This is a genomic window from Bradyrhizobium sp. LA6.8, from assembly GCF_040547935.1.
In the GTDB taxonomy this organism is placed as follows: Bacteria; Pseudomonadota; Alphaproteobacteria; order Rhizobiales; family Xanthobacteraceae; genus Bradyrhizobium; species Bradyrhizobium barranii.
On the sequence record NZ_JBEPQQ010000010.1, the window covers coordinates 48,539 to 72,968 of the forward strand.

At 65.5% G+C, this 24,430-nt stretch carries 22 protein-coding genes; 10 read left to right on the forward strand and 12 right to left on the reverse strand.

The features are described from left to right. The first annotated feature begins 283 nt into the window (after positions 1 to 283). Entirely contained in the window at positions 284 to 1,150 is an 867-nt protein-coding gene (locus ABIA90_RS36385; RefSeq protein WP_354120980.1) for an alpha/beta fold hydrolase, read from the forward strand. Here ABIA90_RS36385 and ABIA90_RS36390 read toward each other — a convergent pair. Then, complete coding sequence (locus tag ABIA90_RS36390) at positions 1,147 to 2,040, reverse strand: LysR family transcriptional regulator (protein ID WP_354120981.1); 894 nt, start codon at positions 2,038 to 2,040, stop codon at positions 1,147 to 1,149. The genes ABIA90_RS36385 and ABIA90_RS36390 overlap by 4 nt on opposite strands. A 99-nt stretch (positions 2,041 to 2,139) precedes the next feature. On the opposite strand from ABIA90_RS36390, the gene ABIA90_RS36395 reads away from it, so the two are divergent. Beyond that, positions 2,140 to 3,075 (forward strand): AEC family transporter, encoded by a 936-nt coding sequence (locus ABIA90_RS36395; protein ID WP_354120982.1) that lies wholly within the window; start codon positions 2,140 to 2,142, stop codon positions 3,073 to 3,075. Positions 3,076 to 3,165: 90 nt separating this feature from the next. Here the strand turns inward: ABIA90_RS36395 and ABIA90_RS36400 are convergent, their stop codons facing one another. From ABIA90_RS36400 to ABIA90_RS36410, 3 genes are all read right to left on the reverse strand, one after another. Beyond that, positions 3,166 to 4,050, reverse strand: coding sequence for a 4-(cytidine 5'-diphospho)-2-C-methyl-D-erythritol kinase (locus tag ABIA90_RS36400; RefSeq protein WP_354120983.1), 885 nt, complete (start codon positions 4,048 to 4,050; stop codon positions 3,166 to 3,168). 25 nt (positions 4,051 to 4,075) lie between these two features. Further along, complete coding sequence (locus ABIA90_RS36405) at positions 4,076 to 5,869, reverse strand: tetratricopeptide repeat protein (protein ID WP_094184200.1); 1,794 nt, start codon at positions 5,867 to 5,869, stop codon at positions 4,076 to 4,078. Positions 5,870 to 6,198: 329 nt separating this feature from the next. After that, complete coding sequence (locus tag ABIA90_RS36410; protein WP_354120984.1) at positions 6,199 to 7,860, reverse strand: electron transfer flavoprotein-ubiquinone oxidoreductase; 1,662 nt, start codon at positions 7,858 to 7,860, stop codon at positions 6,199 to 6,201. A gap of 139 nt (positions 7,861 to 7,999) precedes the next feature. On the opposite strand from ABIA90_RS36410, the gene ABIA90_RS36415 reads away from it, so the two are divergent. Beyond that, the gene (locus ABIA90_RS36415) at positions 8,000 to 8,806 is read left to right on the forward strand and encodes a uracil-DNA glycosylase (RefSeq protein ID WP_247314283.1); all 807 of its coding nucleotides are present in this window, start codon (positions 8,000 to 8,002) and stop codon (positions 8,804 to 8,806) included. A 111-nt stretch (positions 8,807 to 8,917) separates the two neighbouring features. On the opposite strand, the gene ABIA90_RS36420 is transcribed toward ABIA90_RS36415, so the two are convergent. From ABIA90_RS36420 to ABIA90_RS36435, 4 genes are all read right to left on the reverse strand, one after another. Beyond that, positions 8,918 to 10,426 carry a glycosyltransferase family 39 protein gene (locus ABIA90_RS36420; RefSeq protein ID WP_354120985.1) on the reverse strand — a complete coding sequence of 503 codons (1,509 nt, stop codon included), beginning with the start codon at positions 10,424 to 10,426 and terminating at the stop codon, positions 8,918 to 8,920. 99 nt (positions 10,427 to 10,525) lie between these two features. After that, entirely contained in the window at positions 10,526 to 11,296 is a 771-nt protein-coding gene (gene rnhB, locus ABIA90_RS36425; protein WP_354120986.1) for a ribonuclease HII, read from the reverse strand. A 76-nt stretch (positions 11,297 to 11,372) separates the two neighbouring features. Next, on the reverse strand, positions 11,373 to 11,828 hold the full coding sequence (locus ABIA90_RS36430; RefSeq protein ID WP_354120987.1) for a VOC family protein: 456 nt from the start codon (positions 11,826 to 11,828) through the stop codon (positions 11,373 to 11,375). 23 nt (positions 11,829 to 11,851) lie between these two features. Next, positions 11,852 to 13,015 (reverse strand): PA0069 family radical SAM protein, encoded by a 1,164-nt coding sequence (locus ABIA90_RS36435; RefSeq protein ID WP_354120988.1) that lies wholly within the window; start codon positions 13,013 to 13,015, stop codon positions 11,852 to 11,854. A gap of 210 nt (positions 13,016 to 13,225) precedes the next feature. Between ABIA90_RS36435 and ABIA90_RS36440 the strand changes: the two genes are divergently transcribed. Together ABIA90_RS36440 and ABIA90_RS36445 are read left to right on the forward strand one after the other, a co-directional pair. Continuing rightward, a complete protein-coding gene (locus ABIA90_RS36440) occupies positions 13,226 to 15,613 on the forward strand; it encodes a phosphoketolase family protein (protein WP_354120989.1) in 2,388 nt (795 codons plus the stop codon). A gap of 4 nt (positions 15,614 to 15,617) precedes the next feature. Further along, complete coding sequence (locus ABIA90_RS36445) at positions 15,618 to 16,799, forward strand: acetate/propionate family kinase (protein WP_354120990.1); 1,182 nt, start codon at positions 15,618 to 15,620, stop codon at positions 16,797 to 16,799. Positions 16,800 to 16,978: 179 nt separating this feature from the next. On the opposite strand, the gene ABIA90_RS36450 is transcribed toward ABIA90_RS36445, so the two are convergent. Continuing rightward, a complete protein-coding gene (locus ABIA90_RS36450; RefSeq protein WP_071916148.1) occupies positions 16,979 to 17,362 on the reverse strand; it encodes a hypothetical protein in 384 nt (127 codons plus the stop codon). Between the two features lie 176 nt (positions 17,363 to 17,538). Continuing rightward, positions 17,539 to 18,378: an RMD1 family protein gene (locus tag ABIA90_RS36455; protein ID WP_354120991.1), complete on the reverse strand. Its 840-nt coding sequence runs from the start codon at positions 18,376 to 18,378 to the stop codon at positions 17,539 to 17,541. A 335-nt stretch (positions 18,379 to 18,713) separates the two neighbouring features. Here ABIA90_RS36455 and ABIA90_RS36460 point away from each other — a divergent pair, with 335 nt between their 5' ends. The 3 genes from ABIA90_RS36460 to ABIA90_RS36470 all read left to right on the forward strand — a co-directional run bounded on the left by ABIA90_RS36460 (position 18,714) and on the right by ABIA90_RS36470 (position 20,461). Further along, positions 18,714 to 19,289 carry a glycosyltransferase family protein gene (locus ABIA90_RS36460; RefSeq protein ID WP_231144353.1) on the forward strand — a complete coding sequence of 192 codons (576 nt, stop codon included), beginning with the start codon at positions 18,714 to 18,716 and terminating at the stop codon, positions 19,287 to 19,289. Between the two features lie 66 nt (positions 19,290 to 19,355). Continuing rightward, a complete protein-coding gene (locus tag ABIA90_RS36465; RefSeq protein ID WP_354120992.1) occupies positions 19,356 to 20,333 on the forward strand; it encodes a bifunctional helix-turn-helix transcriptional regulator/GNAT family N-acetyltransferase in 978 nt (325 codons plus the stop codon). After that, positions 20,333 to 20,461: a hypothetical protein gene (locus ABIA90_RS36470; protein WP_354120993.1), complete on the forward strand. Its 129-nt coding sequence runs from the start codon at positions 20,333 to 20,335 to the stop codon at positions 20,459 to 20,461. Before ABIA90_RS36465 ends, ABIA90_RS36470 begins: the two co-directional genes overlap by 1 nt. Before the next feature lie 237 nt (positions 20,462 to 20,698). Here the strand turns inward: ABIA90_RS36470 and moaB are convergent, their stop codons facing one another. Together moaB and ypfJ are read right to left on the reverse strand one after the other, a co-directional pair. After that, the gene (moaB, locus tag ABIA90_RS36475; RefSeq protein ID WP_354120994.1) at positions 20,699 to 21,262 is read right to left on the reverse strand and encodes a molybdenum cofactor biosynthesis protein B; all 564 of its coding nucleotides are present in this window, start codon (positions 21,260 to 21,262) and stop codon (positions 20,699 to 20,701) included. Positions 21,263 to 21,450: 188 nt separating this feature from the next. Continuing rightward, positions 21,451 to 22,386, reverse strand: coding sequence for a KPN_02809 family neutral zinc metallopeptidase (gene ypfJ / locus ABIA90_RS36480; RefSeq protein ID WP_354120995.1), 936 nt, complete (start codon positions 22,384 to 22,386; stop codon positions 21,451 to 21,453). Between the two features lie 401 nt (positions 22,387 to 22,787). Between ypfJ and ABIA90_RS36485 the strand changes: the two genes are divergently transcribed. Then, positions 22,788 to 23,918 (forward strand): site-specific DNA-methyltransferase, encoded by a 1,131-nt coding sequence (locus ABIA90_RS36485; protein ID WP_354120996.1) that lies wholly within the window; start codon positions 22,788 to 22,790, stop codon positions 23,916 to 23,918. A 179-nt stretch (positions 23,919 to 24,097) separates the two neighbouring features. Then, positions 24,098 to 24,424, forward strand: coding sequence for a hypothetical protein (locus tag ABIA90_RS36490; protein WP_028150730.1), 327 nt, complete (start codon positions 24,098 to 24,100; stop codon positions 24,422 to 24,424). The last annotated feature ends 6 nt before the right edge of the window (positions 24,425 to 24,430 follow it).

Genomic DNA, 24,430 nt, shown 5'->3' on the forward strand with positions numbered 1-24,430 from the left:
TCGCTCGCGGCTCACCCATGGTTGTTGCGATGGAGAGTTCGATGAGGATGATGTCCTGGTCGCGTTATCGCCTCCTGACAAGGTCGTTGTCGCGCACCGCGCGTCGCTGTCACGACGCGAAGATGCGCAAGACCCGGCAGCGCCGACGCGCTATGCGCCGCCTAGCCGGCACGAGCTCGCCGCCGAAGCGCCCGTGACCTGCGGCTTGCTTGTGGAATGGCCGGCAGCAGGCTACTCCAGTCGTGCTGTTATCTCGTCCGGCATTTCGAAGGATCGGCGCCCGATGCTCGCCCCGCAAAGTCGCACTTACGAGTCCCACGGCCTGCGGCTGCACTATGCCGATTGGGGCAATCACGGCGCGCCCGTCGCCATCCTGGTCCATGGCGGCCGCGATCATTGCCGGAGCTGGGACGCCATCGCCCGCTCGCTTCAGCCGCATTTTCACGTGCTCGCGCCCGACCTGCGCGGTCATGGCGATTCCGACTGGACCAAGGGCGGCAGCTACGCGCTGACCGAGTATGTCTACGATCTCGCCCAGCTCATTCGCAGCATCGCAGCGCCTCAAGTGACTCTCATCGGTCATTCCATGGGCGGCATGGTGAGCCTGATCTTTTCAGGATCGTTCCCCGAGCTGGTCACGAAGCTCGTCGTCCTCGACGGCGTCACCATGTTGCCGGACACCCCCAAAGCGCCGACGCATGAGCGCATCAGCAAATGGGTCAGCCAGCTCGACAGGCTGCACGACCGCACGCCGCGCCGCTATTCGACCCTCGAAGACGCGGCCGCGCAGATGGTGCTTCACAACAAGCGCCTCGCCCGCGACCTCGCGCTGCATCTTGCAACGCACGGCTCGCGGCGGAACGAGGACGGCACCTATAGCTGGAAGTTCGATCCCTACCAGCGCGCCTCTGCGCCGCACCGGCTCTGGCCGGACGATCACGTCGCGCTGTGGTCGCGCATTGCCTGCCCGACGCTGCTGCTCAATGCCGGTGAAAGTTTTCTCGCCGGCGCCAAGGCTGCGGGCCTGGAGCGCTACTTCCCGCAGGCGCGCATCGAAACCATCGCCGGCGCCGGACACTGGCTGCAGCATGACAAACCGGAAGAGGTCTTGAGTGAGATCCTGCGGTTTCTCGGGCTGGCCGAGGGCTAATCCAGACCAGCCGCGACATCGCTGTGCGCTTCCGCCAGAAATGGCGCCAGCGCCGGATTGAGATTGCCCGGCCGCCATGCGACGACGTGCTCGATGATCGGCGCATCTTCGAGATCGCGGAAGGCCAGGTTTGCAATTCCGAGCTTCGCCATCGACCGCGGTATCAGCGCAATGCCGAGATTCTCCGCCACGAGGCTGACGATGGTCTGCTGCAGTTCGACTTCGAGCCTGAACGTCGGCTCGAACCCGCCCGAACGACAATAGCCGGCGATCGACTGGCGCAGCCTCGGCGCGACTTCGGCCGGCGCGGCGATGAAGGCTTCACCATTGAGCTGCCCCGCAGATACCGCCTTCCGCGCGGCGAGCGGATGACTGACGTGCACCGCAAGGCTGAGCGGCTCACGAAAGATGACTTGCGTCGCAAGACCGCGCACGGGACCGGGATCGAACAGGATCGCGGCATCGAAGCGCCCGGTCAGCACCGCGTCGCCGAGGGTTCCCGGGATCACCTCGCGCAGCTCGACGCGCACGCCGGGATGGCTCGCCATGTAGCGCCGCGTCAGACCCGGCAGAACCGTGTAGGCCGCGTGCATCATGAAGCCGACCGAGAGTTCGCCGATTTCGCCCCGCTCGGCCATGCGCGCGTTCTGGCAGGCCTGATCGAAACCGATCAGCACCACCCGCGCGTCCTCCAGGAAGCGCCGGCCCGCTGGCGTCAGCGTCGCACGCCGCGACTGGCGGTCGAACAGGCGAACCCCGAGTTCCTTCTCCAGGGCCGCGATCTGCCGGCTGAGCGGCGGCTGGCTGATGTGGAGGCGCTCGGCAGCACGGCCGAAATGCAACGTCTCGGCGACGGCCACGAAGTAGCGCATCTGTCTGATGTCGATCATTTTATACCGAAAAGGTATGAAGCAGTGCAGCAATCAGTATTGGATGACATCGATTGGATTGGATAGGGCTAATTCGTCCCTCCAATGCCTGGTTTCCCGATGCTCTCCACCCTCGCGGCCGTCCTCCCCATTTTCGCGCTCATCTTCGCCGGCTGGCTGGCCCGGCGGATCGGCGTCCTCGGCCCGCATGCCACCGGCGAGCTGAACCGCTTCGTCGTCTATCTCGCCCTTCCCGCTCTGCTGTTCGACATCGTCGCCCACGCGCAATGGGCCGAGGTCTGGCAACCGCGCTTCATCGCCGCCTTCGGCATCGGCGCGGCGCTGGTGTTCTGCCTGACCATCGCCGTTCGGCTGCGCCGCCCGCGCCATCTCGCCGACGCTGCCATCGACGCGCTCAATGCCGGCTACGCCAACACCGGTTTCGTCGGTTTCCCGCTTGCGCTCGCGGCGCTCGGCCGCGAGGCGCTGGCGCCGACGCTGATTGCCACGATCATCACGGTCTGCGTGCTCTTTGCGATCGCGATCGTGCTGATCGAGACCGGGCTGCAGACCGAGAAGCGGCGCAGGCACCTCGTCACCAAGGTCGGCGGCTCCCTGCTGCGCAATCCGCTGCTCGTCGCTCCCGCCGTGGCTGCGATCGTTCCGGTCACCGGTCTCAGCGTGCCCGATGCCGCCGAAAGCTTCCTGAAACTCCTGGGGGGTGCGGCCTCACCCTGCGCCCTTGTTGCACTCGGGTTGTTCCTTGCGACCAGGCGCGAGAGTTCGGAAACGAACGTCGGATCGGCGGCGCTGCTCGTGAGCTTCAAGCTCGTGCTTCAGCCGGCTATCACCTGGGTGATGGCGACCGCCGTGTTCGGCCTCTCCCCGCTACTCACGCATGCAGCCGTGCTGCTGGCCGCGCTCCCGACCGGTACGGGCCCGTTCATGCTGGCGGAGTTTTACAAGCGCGAGGCGGCGATGACGTCCGATGTCATTCTGGCATCGACGATCACGTCGATCGTGACCATCAGTGGCTATCTGGCGCTGGCAAGGTAGCGATCGTAGTGCAATCCGGGACGCCGCGGCGGAAGAATCCCGGATTGCGCTTCGCTCCATCCGGGCTACGTATCGCGGCCGAGGAAAAACCTAGCTCAACGTCCCCGCATGCACCCACCAGCCGGGGTGGTCGCGCCGGATCTTTTCCGCGGCGGCATGCGCCTCGTTCGCTGCGCCGTAGATCGCAAAGCACGTCGCGCCGGAGCCGGACATGCGGGCAAGCTTGACGCCGGCGGAGTCACGCAAGGCTTCCAGCACCTCGCCGATCACGGGCTCGATCCGCAACGCAGGGGCTTCGAGATCGTTGGCCACGGTTTCGAGAACGTCGACCCAATCGGCGATCGACTCACCCTCTTCGGGCCACGCCGGAGCGTCGAGAACGGACGTTGCGCCGACCAAGAGTTCGCCGTTGCGCAGGCCCAGCGCCTGGAACACGTCCTTGGTGGCAACAGGCACGCGCGGATTGACCATCACGCAGGGCATGCTCGGCAGCGCCAGCGGCAGGAGCTGCTCGCCGACGCCGGTCATGTCGCAGGCGCGCGAGAACAGGCACACCGGCACGTCGGCGCCGGTGGCGAGCGCAACCTTCTGCAGGCGCGGATCGTCGAGCGAGAGATTGTTGAGACGTGCGAGCAGCCGCAGTGCCGCCGCGGCATCGGCCGAACCGCCGCCGATGCCGGCCGCGACGGGAAGCACCTTGTCGAGCGCGAAGGCCCCGAGCTTCAGGTTCGGCACGGCCTCGGCCAGAAGCCTGGCCGCCTTGACCACGAGATTGTCCGCGGTGTCGCCGCAGGCCGCGGCCAGCGGCCCAGTGGTGACGAGCTTCAGCTCGCCGCCCGGCTCCAGCGTCAGCTGGTCCGCGCAGTCGGCAAACGCGACCACGCTTTCGAGATCATGATAGCCGTCGGCACGACGGCCGACCACGCGAAGGCTCAGATTGACCTTCGCGCGCCCTTCTTCAATCAACGCCGACATTGGCGATCAGCCCCCAAACGCACTCTTAGCCGCCCTTGCCGTCGTCCTTCTTCTTGTCCGCCTGCGCGGCCGAAGAGTTCGAATCGTCGGTCATACCGTTGGCGATCTTGGCCTCGATCTTCGGAAGCTCCTCCGGCTCGGGCTTGAGATCGCGGGCATGGGCCCACTGGAATTTCGCTTCCAGCGTACGGCCGACGCGCCAATAGGCATCGCCGAGGTGATCGTTGATGGTGGGATCCTCGGGCTTGAGGTCGATCGCGCGCTCGAGGTTTTTCACCGCCTCTTCGTAATTGCCGATGCGGTAATAGGCCCAGCCGAGGGAGTCGACGATGTAGCCGTCGTCGGGACGCTGCTCGACGGCACGCTTGATCATCTTCATGCCTTCGTCGAGATTCACGCCCTGGTCGATCCAGGAATAGCCGAGATAGTTGAGGACATGCGGCTGGTCGGGCTGGAGCTCGAGCGCCTTCTTCATGTCGGCTTCGGCCTTGCTCCACTCCTTGGAGCGCTCCTCGCAAATGCCGCGATAATAATACCAGACGCTGTTGGCCTTGTCGTTGCCGGCCGGCAGCACGTCGATGCCCCGCGAATAGGTCGCGCCGCAATCGCCGAACTTCTTGCGACCGCGCTCGATGTTGCCGAGCGCCATGATGGCTTCGAGATCCTTGGAATCGTCCGATGTGACGCCCTTGAGGATCTTGATCGCCTCGTCGGTGCGGTCGGCGGAATCCAGATCGATGGCGAGCTGGATCTGCGCGTTGCGCTTCAACGGCGAGGTCGCGGGCACCCGCTCATAAACCTTGATCGCCATCTGCGGCCGCTTCACCGATTCATAGAGATCGGCGAGCGAGAGCAGCGCCAGCGGATGGGTCGGCTGGAGATAGAGCGCGAGCTGGAGATAGACCAGCGCCAGATCCTCGCCGCCGCGGCGGGTCAGCGTGGCGCCGATGCCGTAGAGCGCTTCGGCGGCACCGGCTTGCGCGGAGTCGGCCAGCGGCGGCATCTTCTTGCCGGCCTTGGTGTCGCGCAGGCCCTCCACGATCAGCGGATGGCGGGCGAGCTTCTTGTCGAAAGCCAGGTAGACGGTGGTCGCGGCCGCGGAATCCTTGTTGCGCGACAGCCAGCGCGCATAGGCCTCGGTGACGCGCAGCATGGAATCATCGAGCTTGTAGGCGCGCTCGAAGCGGACGCCGGCGTCCTTCTCCTTGCCGGAGAGCTCGAGGATCATGCCGGCATGGAGGTCCTTGAACAGCGGATACCATTCCGGACCGGCGAGCTTGTCGATGGTGGCGACGCCGCCCTTGGCATCGCCCGCACCATAGGCGGCCCAGCCGGACAGCAGCGTGGCGACGAGATCGGTGATCGGACCGCGGATCGACTGGTTGATGTTGGTTTGCGCGGTCGCATATTTCTTCATCTTGAGATCGTGCACCCCGACGACGAGACGCGCGACGCGGTTGGTCTTGTCGATGGTCAGGACGCGCTCGGCGAGCTTGACCGCCTCGTCGATGTCACCGTCGGCAACCGACGAGATGAAGGCGCGATCGAGCAGTTCGTTGTTCTTGGGATCGGTGCGGAGCGCCGAGCGGTAGAAGGCGGCGGCCGAGGCCGCATCGCGCTCGACGCTGGCGTGGCGGGCAGCGAGATAGCTGCCGGAGGTCGTCAGCGACTTCAGATCGTTCCGGGTCGGGAATTGCGCCGCCGTGTCGGACGGATGGTCCGGCGTCTGCGCCAGGACCGCGCCGGGGACCGTCGCGATCGCTGTGCCCATGAGGGCGATGGCGGCAACAGTCCAGCGGTTGAAACGATTTGAGAACATCAGGGGCTCGCCTTGAGTTGTAGTGCCTGGGTTTGCAGCAGTAGGCCGTATCGCATGCGAACGCGGCCGGTGGCATGGGGACCCGGAACCGTCGGGCCGACAATGCCGCTTTTGGCGCTTCACCGCAAGGATTCGGGCATGCGATCCCCTCAGCACGCCCCAAATCGGCCGACTACGCCCCAAGACGCTGCCAGTATGGCCTTATCGTGGCCGCGGACCGCTACCCCGGGCCGGTTCTCACGCGAACGTGCGTCACAATGCCGGGGGCACGTCACATTGGCCCCGGCTTGATCGCTTTGGTCCAATGATCCCGGCTTACATGGCCTAGCTTACATGGCCTCGTAGTTCGGACCGCCGCCGCCCTCCGGGGGAACCCAGGTGATGTTGCCGTTGGGGTCCTTCACGTCGCAGGTTTTGCAGTGGACGCAGTTCTGGGCATTGATCTGGAAGCGCGGGCTCGCGCCTTCCTCGACCCACTCATAGACCCCGGCCGGGCAATAGCGATTCGAGGGACCGGCGAAGACGTCGTGCTCCGAGGTCTTCTGCAGGTTCATGTCGGCGACCTTGAGATGGACCGGCTGGTCCTCCTCATGATTGGTGTTGGACAGGAACACCGACGAGAGCTTGTCGAACGAGATCTTGCCGTCCGGCTTCGGGTAGTTCTTCGGCGCGTGGCTCTTCGCCGGATCGAGGGTGGCGCGATCGGGCTTCGCATGCGACTGCGTGCCGAACAGCGAGCCACCGAACAGCGTGTTGCACCACATGTCGAAGCCGCCGAGCGCGACGCCGAGCACGGTGCCGAACTTCGACCATAGCGGCTTGACGTTGCGGACCAGGAACAGATCCTTGCCGACCGCCGAGGACCGCCAGGCGTTCTCGTAGTCGACGATCTCGTCATTGGCGCGATCGGCAGCAAGGGCCGCCGCGACATGCTCTGCGGCGAGCATGCCGGTGCCCATCGCATTGTGCACGCCCTTGATGCGGGGCACGTTGACGAAGCCCGCCGCGCAGCCGACCAGCGCGCCGCCGGGGAAGCTCAGCTTCGGCACCGACTGATAGCCGCCTTCGGTGATGGCGCGCGCGCCATAGGCGAGCCGCTTGGCGCCTTCGAAGGTACCGCGGATCGAGGGATGGGTCTTGAAGCGCTGGAACTCGTCGAATGGCGACAGATACGGATCGTCGTAGTTGAGATGCACGACGAAGCCGACGGCGACGAGATTGTCGTCGTAGTGATAGAGGAACGAGCCGCCGCCGGTCTTCAGGTCGAGCGGCCAGCCGAAGGAATGCTGGATCATACCCTTCTGGTGCTTGGCGGGATCGATCTGCCAGACTTCCTTCAGGCCGATGCCGAACTTCGGCGGCTCGCTGTTGGCATCGAGTGCGAACTTCGCGATCAGCTGCTTGGTCAGGCTGCCGCGCGCGCCTTCGGCGAACAGGGTGTACTTGCCGAGCAATTCCATGCCACGGGTAAAGGAGTCCTTCGGCTTGCCATCGCGGCCGATGCCCATGTCGCCGGTGGCGATGCCCTTCACCGCGCCCTGCTCGTCATAGAGCACCTCGGCTGCGGCAAAGCCCGGATAGATCTCGACGCCAAGCGCCTCCGCCTTGCGCGCCAGCCAGCGGCAGACGTTGCCGAGCGAGCCGATATAGCAGTGATGATTGTCCATCAGCGGCGGCATGATGAAGTTCGGCAGCTTGATCGCGCCGCCTCCCGTCATCCAGTAGAAGCGGTCGTCCTTCACCTGCGTCTTCAGCGGACAGTCGGAATCCTCGCGCCAGTCCGGGATCAGCTTGTCGAGCCCGGCCGGATCGATCACGGCGCCGGAGAGAATGTGCGCACCGACCTCGGAGCCCTTCTCCACCACGACGACGTTGAGATCGGCGTTGAGCTGCTTCAGCCGGATCGCAGCCGCCAGGCCAGAGGGGCCGGCGCCGACGATGACGACGTCGAATTCCATGGATTCGCGCGGGGGAAGTTCTTCGGTGCTCATCTGATCTCAGCCCTTGAGACGGTTCCTCGTCATTTGCGCCCCCTTGTTTCCGATTTTTCCGGGTAGGACAACCACGGAAATGCGTTCCACTGGGATGCAAGGCACCCCAAACTGATATAGTAAAAGTCTGACTTTCCAAATGATCCCCGAACCCGCACCCACCGTCCGAGAGCTTCTCGCCTTCTATCTGGAGGCCGGGGTCGATTGCGCGCTCGCGGAGGAACCTGTCGACCGCCTGGCGGAATTGGATGCTCCGCCGCCGGCCCCGCGCGCCGCACCTCCGGTCGAGGCACCACGGCCTGTTGCCGCGCCCGCGGTGATGCGCGGCGAGGCCGCACCTGCGCCGGACATTGCGATCGCCTCCGCGCGCGAGGCCGCGCGTACCGCGCCGACGCTCGAGGCACTGCGCGAGCTGATGCAGAATTTTGAAGGCTGCGCGCTGAAGCATACCGCGACGCGGCTGGTGTTCGCCGACGGCAATCCGCAGGCGCGCATCATGTTCGTCGGCGAGGCGCCGGGCCGCGACGAGGACATCGAGGGGCTGCCCTTCGTCGGGCGCAGCGGCAAGCTGCTCGATCTGATGATAGGCGCTATAGGCCTCAACCGCACCACCGCCTACATCGCCAACGTGATTCCCTGGCGGCCGCCCGGCAACCGCACGCCGACACCGCAGGAGACGCAAATCTGTCTGCCGTTCATCCAGCGCCAGATCGAGCTGGTGAATCCTGACGTGCTGGTGACGCTCGGCAATCCCTCGACGCAGACGCTGCTGTCGACGCGCGAAGGCATCATGCGCACCCGCGGCCGCTGGTTCGACTACGAGACGGGAGGGCGCACCATCCGCGCGCTGCCGACCTTCCATCCGGCCTATCTCTTGCGCTCGCCATCGTACAAGCGGCTGGCGTGGCAGGATCTGCGCGCGATCGCGAAGGTGATGGCGGGATAGCGAGCTGTCGTAGGGTGGGCAAAGGCGCAAAGCGCCGTGCCCACCGTCTCTCTCCGCGATCATGGATGCGTGGTGGGCACGCTTCGCTTTGCCCACCCTACGATTCCCGACTTACGTCCCCTTCGGCCGCACGATGGCCCAGCCGATGCGCAAGAGCTGCTGGCGGCCGGTCACCAGCCATTCGAACGCGCGCGGCACTTCCGGAACGATGCCGGGAAAGCGCGCGAGGATTTCCGGCGGCGGGGTGCCGGCGGTGTCGGAGGCGCGCCAGACCACGACGCCGCCGGTCTCGCTGAATTTGGCCTGATTGATCCACGGCGTGCGCGCGGGCTGGGCATCGATGAAGAGATGCGGCCGGCCGGAATGCAGCGTGATCAGGCTCGCAAGCTGGGTCTCGCCGGCGACCGCGCGCAGGCGATGATTGGTGCGGCGGGCAAAGCTCTCGTCAAAGAAGTCCGAAATCGCGCGCGCCGGCATCGAGGTCGCAATCTCGTTGGCGCCGGTCAAGGGCAGGAACAGCACGGCGAGCACGACGCCGGCTGCGGGCGCCAGGACGGCGGCAGCCCACACCGTCCGCAGCACGCGCGCGCGGCGCATCGCGATGAGGTCGCCGGCCGTCACGACCACGGCAAGTCCCGACATGACCAGCACGACGCCGGCACCGCCGACAACGGCATCGAGCCCGAGCACACCGGAGATCAGGACCGCGCCGAGCGCAGGCGCCAGCGCGAAGAAATAGACGAAGTTGTGCGCGAGCGGCTCGACCGGCGGCCGGTAGATGATCGGCGCTTCCTCGCCCTTGGCGACGAACAGGCCGCTATTGAGAAACGTCAGCGCCGGGATCGCCGCCGCGCCAAGCACGAGCCCGCCGAGCAGCCAGGCCGCGTGCAGCGCGCGGGCGTTCAGCGCGGCGACTTCAGGCAGGGTCGGCATGACAAGCGTCTCGGCGCGCATCAGCCAGACCGCATAGGGCAGCGCCAGCACGGCGACGACGATCAGCGCGAACAGCGGATCGAGCGCGCGCAGCGTCCGGCGTCCGCCGGCGGTCGAGATCGCGAAGACGACGAGCAGGAGGAGAAGAAAGATCGCCGCGGGCGTCGTCAGCAGCAGGAGGCCCGCCTCGATCGACCAGGCAAACCAGGCATTGCCGCGGCGCTGGCCGATGATCTGCCAGGAATGCAGCAGCAGCAGCGCCCAGAGCGGCCGCGCCAGCACCAGCGGGCCAAAGTCGAGCGCCGGCGAGGAGAAGGCCAGCACGGTCATGGTCAGCAGCACAGCGAGCACCGCCTGCTGTGAGCCGACCACGGCGCGGGAGAGATGATAGAGCGCGATGAAGGTCGCGACCTCGCAGAGCTGGGCGAGGACATAGACGCCGAACATGTGGCCGCCGGCGGCGCGATAGGCGATGTCGGCGAGCCAGACCGGCAAGGGCGGGCCCAGATCGGTACCGACCTGGTACTCGCGGCCGAACGCGAGCAGGGTCGCGAGCGTGCCGGGCGGGCTGCGATAGAACACAAGCGCCACGAACAGCCACATCGCGGCCTGGAGCAGCACGGCGATCCACACGATCAGCCGCGGCCGGGCGCGAATGAGCTCGATGACCAGGGAGGTAAACCGCATGCAACGTCCGAAAGATGCAGCCAACCCGTCCAGCCGGCCCTATTCGCTCACATCTGTTTTGATAAAGGGCGCTGCGCGTTGTGGCAACGACCGTCTGCCCTACAAGCCTGCTGACGCATCAATTTCAACGCTTGCTTCCACCTGCGCGTCCATCTCGGTCACCTCAAACAAGTCCCGCACCGGCTCGACGGTCCAGGGCATGTGCTTGGCCCGTGCGGCGGCGACGGGGGCGAAGAAGCTGCGGTGGTGGACGGTGGGACCGAGGCGGTCGAGCGCGTCGAGGTGCTCGGGAACAGCATAGCCCTTGTGCTGCTCGAAGCCATAGCCGGGGCAGTCCTGCGCCAGCGCGCACATCAGCCGGTCGCGCGTCACCTTGGCGATGATCGAGGCTGCGGCGATCGACAGGACGATGCCGTCGCCGCCGATCACGGCCTCGCAGTCGCAGGCGGTGTCGAGCCGATCGCGGCCGTCGACAAACACATGACGCGGCGCGTCGGGCAGCGCCACCACGGCGCGCTTCAGCGCCCACAGCGAGGCACGCAGGATGTTGTCGCGGTCGATCCGGGAGCGCGAGGCGACGGCGACCGAGACCTGCGCGGTGGCGCAGATCTTGTCGAACAGTCTTTCCCGTTCCTCGGCCGTCAAGCGCTTGGAATCGTCGATGCCGCGGGGAATGCGGTCGGGATCGAGAATCACGGCGGCCGCGACCACGGGACCAGCCAGCGGCCCGCGACCGGCCTCGTCGCAACCCGCGATCGGCCAGACACCGCGCTTGATCAGCGCGCGCTCGCGGCGGAAGCTCGCCTTGGCGGGCGCGGCCTTCTTTGGCGTCTCTTTGACTGGCTTCCTGGCGGACTTATCTCGAATCATGGCCGGGATCGTGCGCAAGCGGTCCGGCCGGCGCAACCGGGAACCCCGGACAATTCCCGTTATTCAGACCAGCCGCCTACTCGGCCAGATGCACCCGCCGGTCCTCACCGACCTCGATGCCGGGCGCGACCACGACTTCCCAGGGATGGCCGTCGGGGTCGGCGAAATAGCCGGAATAACCGCCGTAGTCGGTCTCATGCGCCGCTTTCAGCAGCGCCGCGCCCTTGCCGACGGCGAAGGCCAGAACCGCATCGACCTCGCCGCGCGTGGCGCAGTTCCAGGCGAGCGTCATGCCGCGGAAGGTCGCGGGCCTCGGATTGTCCGGCAACTTGGCGTCGGCCGCGAGTTTGTCCCAGTGAAACAGGGCCAGTACCGGACCACCGGTATCGTAGAACGCAACCGCCTCGCCGGTCGCCTTCAGCCGACGCGCGAAGCCGAGCGCGTCATAGAAGGCGATGCTGGCACGAATGTCGCTCACACCCAGCGTGATGACGGTGAGCCGCGGCACCGGGGGTGGCAGTTCCTTACTCATGCTACGCCTCTTCCACTTCCCGATCAGAACAGGCTGAGCTGATCGCCGTTCCGCTTCGGCCTCGCAAAGTGATCCGTCGTCAGCTTGGAGCGTCGCTTGTTCAGCCCAAGCCTGTCGCAGGCGATCTCGAAGCGGCGGCCGATGGTCCAGGCCATCGGTCCGGTGCCCTTCATCCGCTCGCCCCATTTCGCGTCGTAATCGCGGCCGCCGCGCATATCGCGGATCAGGGTGAAGACGTGGCGGTAGCGGTCCGGATAATTGGCCATCAGCCATTCGCGGAAGAGATCACGCACCTCCTGCGGCAGCCGCAGCAGCACATAGGAGGCTTCCTTGACGCCGGCATGGGCGGCGGCATCGAGGATGCGCTCGATCTCGGAATCGTTCAGCGCGGGGATCACCGGCGCGACCATCACGGTGGTCGGAATGCCGGCCTCCGAAAGCTGCTTCAGCGCCTCCAGCCGCTTCGGCGGCGTCGCCGCGCGCGGCTCCATGGTGCGCGCGAGCTTTGGATCGAGCGAGGTGACCGAGATCGCGACCTTGGCGAGGTTGCGCTTAGCCATCCGCGCGAGAATGTCGATGTCGCGCACGACCAGCGCCGACTTGGTGACGATGCCGACGGGATGGCCGGCGCGCTCCAGCACTTCGAGAATGCCGCGCATGATTTTGCGCTCGCGCTCGATCGGCTGATACGGATCGGTGTTGGTCCCGATCGCGATCATCCGCGGCTCGTAGCCGGTCGCGGCCAGCTCCTTCTCGAGCAGCGCCGGCGCATCTGGCTTGGCAAACAGCTTTGACTCGAAGTCGAGCCCCGGCGACAGGCCGAGATAGGCATGCGTCGGCCGCGCGAAACAATAGACGCAGCCGTGCTCGCAGCCGCGATAAGGATTGATCGAGCGGTCGAAGCCGATATCGGGGGATTCGTTGCGGGTGATCACCTTGCGCGAGGTATCGACGCCGACGGTGGTCTTGAACGGCGGCAGCTCCTCCAGGCTCTGCCAGCCATCGTCGAAGGCGACGCGGGCCTCGGCCTCGAAGCGGCCGCTGGCATTGGACTGGGCGCCCCGCCCTCGCCTGCGCTGTTTGTCAATGGCGACCGCCAGTTCGGGAAAATCAGAGTCCGCACCCGCCGGCTCGGAGGGCGCCGTGACCGGCGGGTGCTTGAGAGCATGAGAGGATGCTGGACTCATGAAGCCAAGATAGCACGCCAAAGGAACAAATCAAGAACACAAACAAAAAACTGAAAAACAACCCCATGCACAGTAGCCGCCCAAATTTCGGGCGCGGTCCTTTGACCTCACGCAACACATCCGGCCCGGCGATCCGGTTCGATGCCGGACAGGGATCAATCGCACCGGAACAAAGTTGGTGACGATCGCTGGGTGAAGGTCAGCAGGAACATGACAAATCAACGACAATCGGCCTCAGGGAGCAGCGACCTCGATCTGCTCGATCGCTATTGGCGCGCCGCGAACTACCTCTCCGTCGGGCAAATCTATCTGCTCGACAATCCGCTGCTGCGCGAGCCGTTGCGGCCGGAACACATCAAGCCGCGTTTGCTCGGCCATTGGGGCACGACGCCCGGTTTGAACTTCATCTACGCCCATCTCAACCGCGTCATCCGCGCGCTCGATGTCAGCGTGCTCTATATCTGCGGTCCCGGCCATGGCGGCCCGGGCATGGTGGCCAACACCTATCTCGAAGGCAGCTACAGCGAAATCTATCCTGACGTCGCGCGCGATACGGACGGATTGCGAAAACTTTTCAGGCAGTTCTCCTTCCCCGGCGGCATTCCGAGCCACGCGGCGCCGGAAACGCCGGGCTCGATCCACGAAGGCGGCGAGCTCGGCTACGCGCTGGTGCACGCCTATGGCGCCGCATTCGACAATCCCGACCTGGTCGTCGCCTGCGTCGTCGGCGATGGCGAGGCCGAATCCGGCCCGCTCGCGGCGTCCTGGCACTCGAACAAGTTCCTCAATCCCGCCCATGACGGCGCCGTGCTGCCGATCCTGCATCTCAACGGCTACAAGATCGCGAACCCGACCGTGCTCGGACGGATGCGCGACGCGGAGATCGGCGACCTGTTCCGCGGGTTCGGCCACGAGCCGCTGTTCGTCGAGGGTGACGATCCCGAATTGATGCACCAGGCCATGGCGGACGCGCTCGACGTCGCGCTCGCCAGCATCCGCTCGATCCAGCAGCATGCCCGCGACGGCCGTAAAAGCGTCGAGCGGCCGCGTTGGCCGATGATCGTGCTGCGCAGCCCGAAGGGCTGGACCGGCCCGAAGGAGGTCGACGGCAAGAAGGTCGAGGGCTTTTGGCGCGCACATCAGGTTCCCGTTGCGGGCTGTCGCGAGAACCCGGCGCATCTGAAAATCCTCGAAGACTGGATGCGCAGCTACGAGCCCCAAAAGCTGTTCGACGCAAATGGTGCGCTCGTTCCCGAACTCCAGGCGCTGGCGCCCGATGGTAACAGGCGCATGGGCGCCAATCCGCACGCCAATGGCGGGCTGTTGAAGAAGGAACTGAAGCTGCCGGACTTCCGCAGTTTTGCCCTGGACGTGCCGCAGCCGGGCGGCGTCACCGGCGAAGCGACGCGTGAGCTCGGCAAATTTTTGCGGGATGTCATCCGCCTCAACGCCGAGGCGCGCAACTTCCGCATCATGGGTCCGGACGAGACCGCGTCAAACCGGCTCGACGCCGTGTTCGAGGCGACCGAACGGGTCTGGATGGAGCCGACGGAGCCTTACGACGTGCATCTCGCCCAGGACGGACGCGTGATGGAGGTTTTGAGCGAGCATCTCTGCCAGGGCTGGCTCGAGGGCTATCTGCTCACGGGACGGCACGGCTTGTTCTCCTGCTACGAGGCCTTCATCCACATCGTCGATTCCATGTTCAACCAGCACGCCAAATGGCTGAAGGTGACGCGACATCTGCCCTGGCGGCGACCGATCGCCTCGCTGAACTATCTCCTGACCTCGCATGTCTGGCGGCAGGACCATAACGGATTCAGCCATCAGGATCCCGGCTTCGTCGATCTCGTCGCCAACAAGAAGGCCGACATCGTCCGCATCTACTTCCCGCCCGACGCCAACACGCTGTTGTGGATCGCCGATCACTGCCTGCGCACCTATGACCGCATCAACGTCATCGTCGCCGGCAAGCAGCCGGCGCCGCAATGGCTGTCGATGCAGGACGCCGCCACGCATTGTGATGCCGGCATCGGCATCTGGACCTGGGCCGGCACGGAGGATGCGGATGGCGAGCCCGACGTCGTGATGGCCTGCGCCGGCGACGTGCCGACATTGGAGACGCTCGCCGCCGTCGATCTGCTGCGCAAGGCGCTGCCCGACCTGAAGATCCGCGTCGTCAACGTCGTCGACCTCATGACGCTGCAGCCGAAAGACCAGCACCCGCACGGCCTGTCCGACCGCGACTTCGACAGCCTGTTCACACCAGACAAGCCGGTGATCTTCGCCTATCACGGCTATCCCTATCTCATCCACCGTCTCACCTATAACCGCACCAACCATGCCGGAATGCATGTGCGCGGCTTTGCCGAGGAAGGCACCACGACGACGCCGTTCGACATGGTCGTGCTCAACGGGCTCGACCGCTATCACCTCGCGATCGAGGCGATCGCGCGCGTGCCGGGTCTGGCGACCAGGGCCGCGCAGGTGCAACAGCAGTTCCGCGACAGACTGATCGAACATTCGCACTATGTGCGCGAACACGGCGAGGACATGCCTGAAATCCGCGACTGGGTCTGGCCGGGCAAGACGGGTTGACGTCATGACGGCGTCGGTCCTCGTCCTCAACTCGGGCTCGTCGAGCATCAAGTTCGGCCTGTTCGACATCGCGGCGGACGAGCCTGCCCTGCTGTGCAAGGGCCTGCTCGACGAGCATGAGGCGAAGCCGCGGCTCGTGGTGAAAAGCCCTGCGGGCGGAGACCTGTTCGAGACGCAGAGGGAAGCATCCGATGCGGACAGCGCTCATCTGTTCGCGGAGGTGCTCGGCTTCATCGAGGAGCGTTTTGCCGACCACCGCCTGCGCGCCGTCGGTCACCGCATCGTTCATGGCGGGCCGGATTATTCGGGCCCGGTCGAGCTGACTGATGACGTCTACGCAAAGCTGGACGCACTGACGCCACTGGCGCCGCTGCACCAGCCGCGGTGCCTTGAACCAGTCCGCACCATCAGGGCAATAAAGCCCGACCTGGCACAGTTCGCATGTTTCGACACCGCCTTTCATCACAGCATGGCGCCACCCGCGAGCCGCTTCGCCATCCCGCGGCGCTATGAAGAGCGCGGTATCCGGCGCTACGGCTTTCACGGCCTCTCGTTCGAATATGTCGCGGGGCGCCTCGCGAAAATCGCGCCGCAGTTCGTTGCCAAGCGCACCGTCATCGCGCATCTCGGCAATGGCGCCAGCCTGTGCGCGTTGCGCGATGGCCGCAGCGTCGACACCACGATGGGGCTGACGCCGCTCGATGGCCTCGTGATGGGCACCCGGAGCGGCACCATCGATCCCGGCGTGCTGCTCTATCTGCAACAGCACGAGAGGATGTCGGTCGAGGATGTCCAGCACCTGCTCTATCACGAGTCAGGCCTGCTCGGCGTCTCCGGCATCTCTGCCGACATGCGCACGCTGCTGGCGAGCCGTGAGGCTGCGGCGCGGCAGGCGGTCGAGCTCTTCACCTTCCGTGCGGCGCAGCAGGTCGCGGTGATGGCGACCACGCTGGGCGGGCTGGACTGTCTGGTCTTCACCGGCGGCATCGGCGAGCATGCGAAGGAAATCCGCACCGCGATTGGTGAGCGGCTCGGGTGGCTCGGCGTGCATATTGACGCGGGTGTGAATGACGCGGCACGCGAGCGGATCAGCAGCAGTGGCAGCACCGTCAATGTGTTCGTCATTCCGACGAATGAGGAGCTGACGATCGCTCGGCATTGCGCGGCTGTGCTGCGAGCGAAATGAAAGCCCGGTCGACCGCTGCATCTTTCCCTTCTCCCCCGTGGGAGAATTTCAGCGGGCCATGACTTGTCGGGCCATGACTTGTCGCAGCGCTGCTGCGCCACTGTCGAAAGGACCATGGTGCGCAAAGCAAACGATTTCGCCAGCGCTTCAAGCACCATGGGCCAACTACGTCGCTCCGCTCAGTACGGAGAGTACCCGCCCGGGCAAACATAGTTTCCGTAAGCGTCATAGCCGCAGCCGCTGCGGTAGTAGGCCCCCGTCGCAGCTGCGCCGATCGCCGCGGCCCCCACTGCCGCCGCACCGACGCCGTAACGATATCCGCGATACCCTGCATAAGCGCCCCGATAGCCGTAACGCCCGCCGCGCACGGCGACAGCACCGCCCCGATATCCACGCGCCGCGACCGCGCCCCCGCGGTAGCCTCCTGCCCGCACGGCACCGCCGTGGAAACCTCCTGCGCGCATGGCGCCGCCGCGACCGCCGCGGGCAGATGCGTCATCGGGAGTGAAGGCGACAAGCAGCATAGCTGCGGCTGCCGAAGCGATGAGAGCTTGACGCAACATCAGCGTACTCCTTCTTCGAGGGAGGAAGCCGCGGACAGCTGCACATCGCGTTGACCGCGGGTCCGATCGAAGTCTCGTGCGCTGGAGCTTCGTGCCTTTGATTTGGATCAACGTTCATCTACATGAACGACGGTTCCCCGCCCGCACAGTGGCGTGCAGGCCGATCTCAGGCCGATCTAATGCGTGCCCGACAGGATCTGGATGCACCCGATCACGACCTCGATCACGATCAGCACCACGACTGCGATTTCGAGACGCAGCGAGCGCTGGGTGTCGATGATGTCGGTCAGCGCGTTGGCGGTTTCCGAGACCGCGGTGAGCTTGCGCTCGAGCGTGTCGAGGCGCTCCTTCAATTCGTACTCGTCTTCGAGACGGGCATAGAGGCGGTCGAGCTCGGGCTTCTCCCAGAGCACGTCCGGTTTCTCGGCCACCGCGACACGGCCGGCGACGCGCTGCTGGACCAGAAGCGCATTGCCGATCAGTTGCAGGATGTTCTTGCGCCGGGGCGGGGTGCGGCCCTGCTCGGCGAGCGCCCGCGCAAAGGGCTCGATCACGTCGAAAACCGCGGCGACGCGGCGCTCGTCGCGGGCGAGCGAGGTGCTCTTGGCGAGCGCGTCCGCAACGATCAGCAGCCGATCGTCGGAGAATTTGGCGAGGCAGATCGGCCCGCCGGGCTGGATCGCCTCGGCGTTCTCATCCTTGCAGAGCTGCGCCTGTGCGATCTCCTCTTCAAAAGGGCTGAACTCGCCGGTCACCCGCGGTTTCAGGCTGTCGATCAGCACCTTCTCCTCCGAAGGGAGGAGGCCGATCAGCACCACGACGCCGTAGCGGAAGATCACGACGAGCCCGGCATGGACGCGGAAGGCAGCAGGCGTCGAGGAGACAGGTGCGCCAAGCTCGAGCCCGGACGGATTGATGCGTTCGCCCAGCATCACGGCGCGGATCCGCAGGGTCGGCGCGGCCTCCGGCTTCGGCGGTGTTGGCGTGGTGCCAACGGGAAGTTGATCGGCGTTCACTGGACTATCTCACTTTGCGCGGCGAGCGTTGCACGTTTTTCCCGTCGCAAGGATTGTGTCAGACTGCCGGTGCAGCCTTGCGGAACGTGCCGTCCTCGCCCCGATCATATCGGCAGAGAAAGCCCCCGTTTGAAGCTCACGGAAACGACATTCGCGGAAACATTCGGCAACAGGGCCACCCCGCGCACGACATATTCGGCTGCGATAGACCGGCGGCGATTTACCATCGCATGCCGGAACACCGGCGAAAAGTTGCACTCGGCGACGCCGCGTGTTTATGACACATTCATAACAAGCTACGCTTCTCCCGAAGTGCAGACATCGAAGCCTCAATCATGCTGAGCGTCATCATACCGACCGAAGGCGTCGAGCAGACGGCGGTCGCAACTCTGGCCGCGCTGGTACCCGGTGCCGCTGCGGGAATCATCAAGGAAGTCCTGCTGGTCGATGGCACCCGCAACGGTGTCATCGAGCGCGTCGCCGACGTCGCAGGCTGCCGTTTCATCGGCTTCGAGGGTTCTTCGCAGGGCGCGGCGCTCGCCGCCGGTGCGCTCCAGGCCCGTTCGCCCTGGCTGATGTTCCTCCCGGCCGGCGCCGTGCTGGAGACCGGCTGGATCGAGGAAACCACCCAGTTCATCCAGGCTGTCTCGACCAGCGGCAGGGATCGCGCGGCGGTGTTCCGCTACACACGGTCGCCTTATGCCGATACCGGGTTTCGCGACGTCCTCTGGGCCGTGGTGCGCAAACTGGTCGGCCCCCTCGGCGATCAGGGACTCTTGATCGCGCGCGATCATTACGACCGGATCGGTGGCTACCCGCCCCAGGCCCGCCGTTCCGAGGCGCGGCTGCTCCGGCGGCTCGGCCGCTCGTCCCGGACCATGCTGCGCAGCCGGATCGTCATGGTCGGCTGAGGTCACTGATCTAATACTTGCCAAAGTCAAATAATTGTTTGACAATGGCAAGTATCGAGGTGACCCATGCCATCTGCCCTTTCGTCATCCAGCCCTTCGCCATCCGGCCCCGCTTCGACCGAACAGGTCGCTGACGACCAGGTCCAGGCGGTTCGCGCCTTCAACCGCTTCTACACCCAGAAGCTCGGCGTGCTCGACCAGCAGCTCCTGATGAGCCCGTTCTCGCTGAGCGAGGCGCGCGTGCTCTACGAGCTGGCCCATGGTGGCGAGCAGTCGGCCAAGGAGATCGGCATCGCGCTCGGGCTCGACGCCGGCTATCTCAGCCGCATCGTGCAGAATTTCGACGAGAGCGGCCTGATCGCGCGCAAGCCGCTTCCGAGCGACCGCCGGCAGGTTCAGTTGAGCCTGACCACGAAGGGCCGCCAGGCGTTCGCCAAGCTCGAACGCTCGTCCCAGGACGACGTCGCCGCGATGCTGCGGCCGCTGCCGGATGAGGAGCGCAGCAAGCTCACCGGCGCGATGGAGACGATCGAGCGGCTGCTCGCCATGCCGCGCAGGCCATCCCCGCGCGCGACCCTGCGCGAGCCCCGGCCCGGCGACATGGGCTGGGTGGTGCAGAGCCACGGCGCGCTCTATGCCAGCGAATACGGTTTCGACTCCGGCTTCGAGGCGCTGGTGGCCGAGATCGTCGCGAAATACATGACCTCCTATGATGCCTCGCGCGAGCGCTGCTGGATCGCCGACATCGAGGGCCGGCCGGTCGGCTCGGTATTTCTGGTCAAGGCCAGCGACGACGTCGCCAAGCTGCGCCTGTTGCTGCTCGATCCGGCCGCACGCGGACAGGGGCTAGGCCAACGGCTGGTCGCCGAATGCGTCTCTTTCGCGCGCGCCTGCGGCTATCGGCGGATGACGCTGTGGACGCAGAGCAATTTGGTCGCCGCGCGAAAAATCTATCAGGATGCCGGCTTCAAGCTGACCGCCACCGAGCCGCATCGCAGCTTTGGCCAGAACCTCACCGGCGAAACCTGGGAGCGCGATCTCTGATGCGGCAGCACGCGCTCATCACGGGAGAGCTGGTCGATCTCTACAAGCGCCGCGCACGACGGCTGCACGTGGAGGCGCGCCGGACTATGTGGCGCGTGGTGTGGAGCTCGCTACGGCGGAAGAGCTAGTCGCTATCACTGGCGCAGCTGACGCGATGCGCATGATTGCGCCCTCGCCCCTTGCGGGAGAGGGCAGCGACGCCAGTAGATACGAACTCACTAGGGTGAGGGGTATGTCTCCGAGTACTCCGTGTGGATGGAGACCCCTCATCCGGCGCTTCGCGCCACCTTCCCCCACATCCGCCTTCGCCAAGGCTTCGGCGGACGTGAGGGGGGAAGGGAAGAAAAAGAGCCTCAGCGTCCGCGCTACACCGTCGCGCCCTGCGCCTTTGCTCTTCGCAGATGCTCGTCCAGGCGCGGCATGATCTCGACGAAATTGCAGGGACGCGTGCGGTAGTCGAGCTGGGCCGCGAGGATGCCATCCCAGCCATCGCGACAGGCGCCGGGCGAGCCCGGCAGGCAGAAGATGTAGGTGGCGCCGGCGACGCCGGCGGTGGCGCGGCTCTGGATCGTCGACGTCCCGATCTTGGCGTGGCTGAGCATGTGGAAGGCGATCGAGAAACCGTCCATGCGCTTCTCGAACAGCGGCTCGATCGCCTCCGGCGTGACGTCGCGCCCGGTAAAACCGGTGCCGCCGGTGGTGATGACGACGTCGATGCCGGCATCGGCAATCCAGCGGCGGACGACGGCGCGGATCGCCTCGACGTCGTCGGTGACGATCTCGCGCGCGGCGAGGTGATGGCCCGCCGCGGTGAGGCGGTCGCCCAGCGTCTGGCCGGACTTGTCGTCGGCGAGCGCGCGCGTGTCGGACACGGTGAGCACCGCGATGTTGAGCGGGATGAATTGTTTCGTTTCGTCGATGGAGACCATCGGTCCTTCCTCTCGTGTCCCGGACGCGATGCAGCGCCCTAAGCGCGTTTACGCGCGTCGTCGACGCGCTATGGCGGTGCGTCGCAGAGCCGGGACCCAGAGCTGAGAGACCGGCATTGTGGGCCCCGGCTCTGCAGCGCATCGCTGAAGAAGCGCTGCGCTGCGTCCGGGGCACGAAGTCCTGGCGACTACGACCCGCTGCCGAACGTGTTGCAGGCCTGGACGGTGCCTTGCTGGTAGCCGGTCATGAACCACTGCTTGCGTTGCGCCGCCGAGCCGTGCGTGAAGGAATCGGGCACGACGCGTCCCGTGGCCTGGCGTTGCAGCGTATCGTCGCCGATCGCACTCGCCGTGGTCAGCGCGGCGTCGATGTCACCGGGCTCGAGGAAATTCGGACGCTTCTTCGCCTCGCGGTTGACCCAGACGCCGGACAGGCAGTCGGCCTGCAATTCGACCTTCACCTGGAGCGCATTGGCCTCGGCCTTGCTCCCGGCCTGCTGCTGCAGCCGCGTCACGCGCGGAATGATGCCGAGCAGGTTCTGGATGTGATGGCCGGCTTCATGCGCGATGATGTAGGCGGTGGTGAAGTTGCAGGCGGACTTGCCGGAGCAGCCGCGGAAGCGCGTCTCGACCTCGCGGAAGAAGCCGGTGTCGAGGAAGATGGTGCGGTCCGGCGGACAATAAAACGGTCCCATCGCCGACTCTGCCCGGCCGCAGCGGCCGCCATTGGTGACGTTGCGGAACAGCACGACCTTCGGACCGGTGTAGGACTGGCCGCTGGCCTGGAAGATTTCGCTCCAGCGGTCGTCGATCTCGCCAAGGATGCCGGAGATCATGCTGCCCATCTCGTCGGTCGGCGCGCCGCGCTTGGCGGAGGTCGACTGACGATCGGTCTGGTAGGAAGGCGCCTGGCCGCCGCCGGTGAGGATCTCGGCGCCGCCGATCAGGATGCGCGGATCGATGCCGAAGGCATAACCGACCAGGCCGAGCACGATGATGGTGCCGATGCCCAGACCGCCGCCGCCCATCGGCAGGCCGAACCCGCCTCCGCCGCCGCCCATGCCGCCACCGCCGTCGCGGCGATCCTCAATGTCGTCGCTGCGGCGGAAATCATCATAACGCATGGCGGGTTTCCCTCAGTCCTCAATTGGCGTCATTTGGGCGCAGAAGCGCGAAAGCTCAACGCGCCACACACGTAAAATTTCCAATGCGTTAATCAATATCCCGCTCGGCAATTATTGCCTAGTGCGACAGCATGCCGATGCCAGCAATTTTTTCCGGGGTCGTGCAATTTTTTCCGAGAGAAATTTGGCGACCTGACTGCTCCCGCAACGCGAAGAAATACGAAATACACTGGAAAACACGACGAATGCGCAGAGCGAAACGCGCGCCATGCGCGATGCGAGGGATGCTCACGAAAGCGGCGGGTTAAGTCGATTTTTACTTTGCCGCTCCATTGTAACGGTCAGTCGGTTGTTTGGTCCCGCGTCGCCGACAGCGTCGCCTGAGTCAGAGTTCTTGAGTCATGGTAGTGTCGCGTCGCGGGGCGTCTGCAAGGGCGCCCCGCACAAATTTTGAGTCCGCTTCGCACAGCATCATCCTCGGTGATTGCGTCGCCGAGATGTCGAAGCTTCAGGCCGGTTCGGTCGACCTCGTGTTCGCCGATCCGCCCTACAATCTCCAGCTCAAGGGCGATCTGAAGCGCCCCGACGAATCCCATGTCGATGCCGTCAACGACGACTGGGACAAGTTCGATTCGTTCTCCGCCTATGACGATTTCACCCGCGCCTGGCTGCTTGCCGCCCGCCGCGCGATGAAGCCGTCGGCGACGATCTGGGTGATCGGATCCTATCACAACATCTTCCGCGTCGGCGCGATCATGCAGGACCTCGGCTTCTGGCTCCTGAACGACATCGTCTGGCGCAAGTCGAACCCGATGCCGAATTTCCGCGGCCGCCGCTTCACCAACGCGCACGAGACCATGATCTGGGCCGCGCGCGACGAGAAGGCCAAGGGCTACACGTTCAACTACGAGGCACTGAAGGCCGCCAACGAGGACGTGCAGGCACGGTCCGACTGGCTGATCCCGCTCTGCACCGGCGAGGAGCGCCTCAAGGGCGCCGACGGCAAGAAAGTGCATCCGACGCAGAAGCCGGAAGGCCTGCTCGCGCGCGTGCTGCTGTCGTCGTCGAAGCCCGGCGATCTCGTGATCGATCCCTTCAACGGCACCGGCACCACAGGTGCTGTCGCCAAGCGTCTCGGCCGCTCCTATATCGGCTTCGAGCGCGACAAGACCTATGCCAAGGCGGCGGAAGCCCGCATCGCTGCGATCGAGCCGCTGCCGGAAGAAAGCCTCGCCCCGTTCATGACCGCGCGCGAAGCGCCGCGGGTCGCGTTCTCCGAGCTGATCGAGCGCGGCATGATCATGCCCGGCACAAAGCTGTTCGACGCCAAGAAGAAGCTCGGTGCGCTGGTGCGTGCCGACGGCGCCATCATGTTCGGCGACAAGGTCGGCTCGATCCACCGCATCGGCGCGGTGGCGCAAGGGGCGCAAGCCTGCAACGGCTGGACCTTCTGGCATGTCGAGACCAAGAAAGGTCTCAAGCTGATCGACGAGTTCCGCGCCGAGATCCGTGCGGGGATCGGGGCGGAGTAGTTTTCTCCGCGGTCCCGTAGGGTGGGCAAAGCGAAGCGGGCCCACCACCTTGGAATATGCCGCAAGCGACGCGGTGGGCACGGCGCTTCGCGCCTTTGCCCACCCTACGGCTCCTTGAATGCCGCCACAGCCAGGACTAGATTTCACCGATCAGCCCCGTCCTGACCGGTCCGGCTCCGATGCGACGACAGTCCGAGACATTGCTGCTGGTGCCGCTGTTGCCGATCTTCCTGCTCGGCATGTTTCCGATGTTCCTGATCGCCCTGCTCGGCTTTTTCGGCCTCGCCATCTTCGGCGTGCTGGTGGTCTGCGTCGGGCTGGCCAGCAGCAACGAGGCCCACGACAATTTCAATCACGACGTCATCGTGCATGGCTACGCGCGCGGATCGGAGCGCAAGACGCGGGCCTCCAGCATGCACGCCGCAACGCGGCTCGCGATGCGGCTGGACGCTGTCGGCGCCGGGATGATCGTCATCGCCGTCGTCGGCCTGCTCTATTCCAGTTGAGCGTCG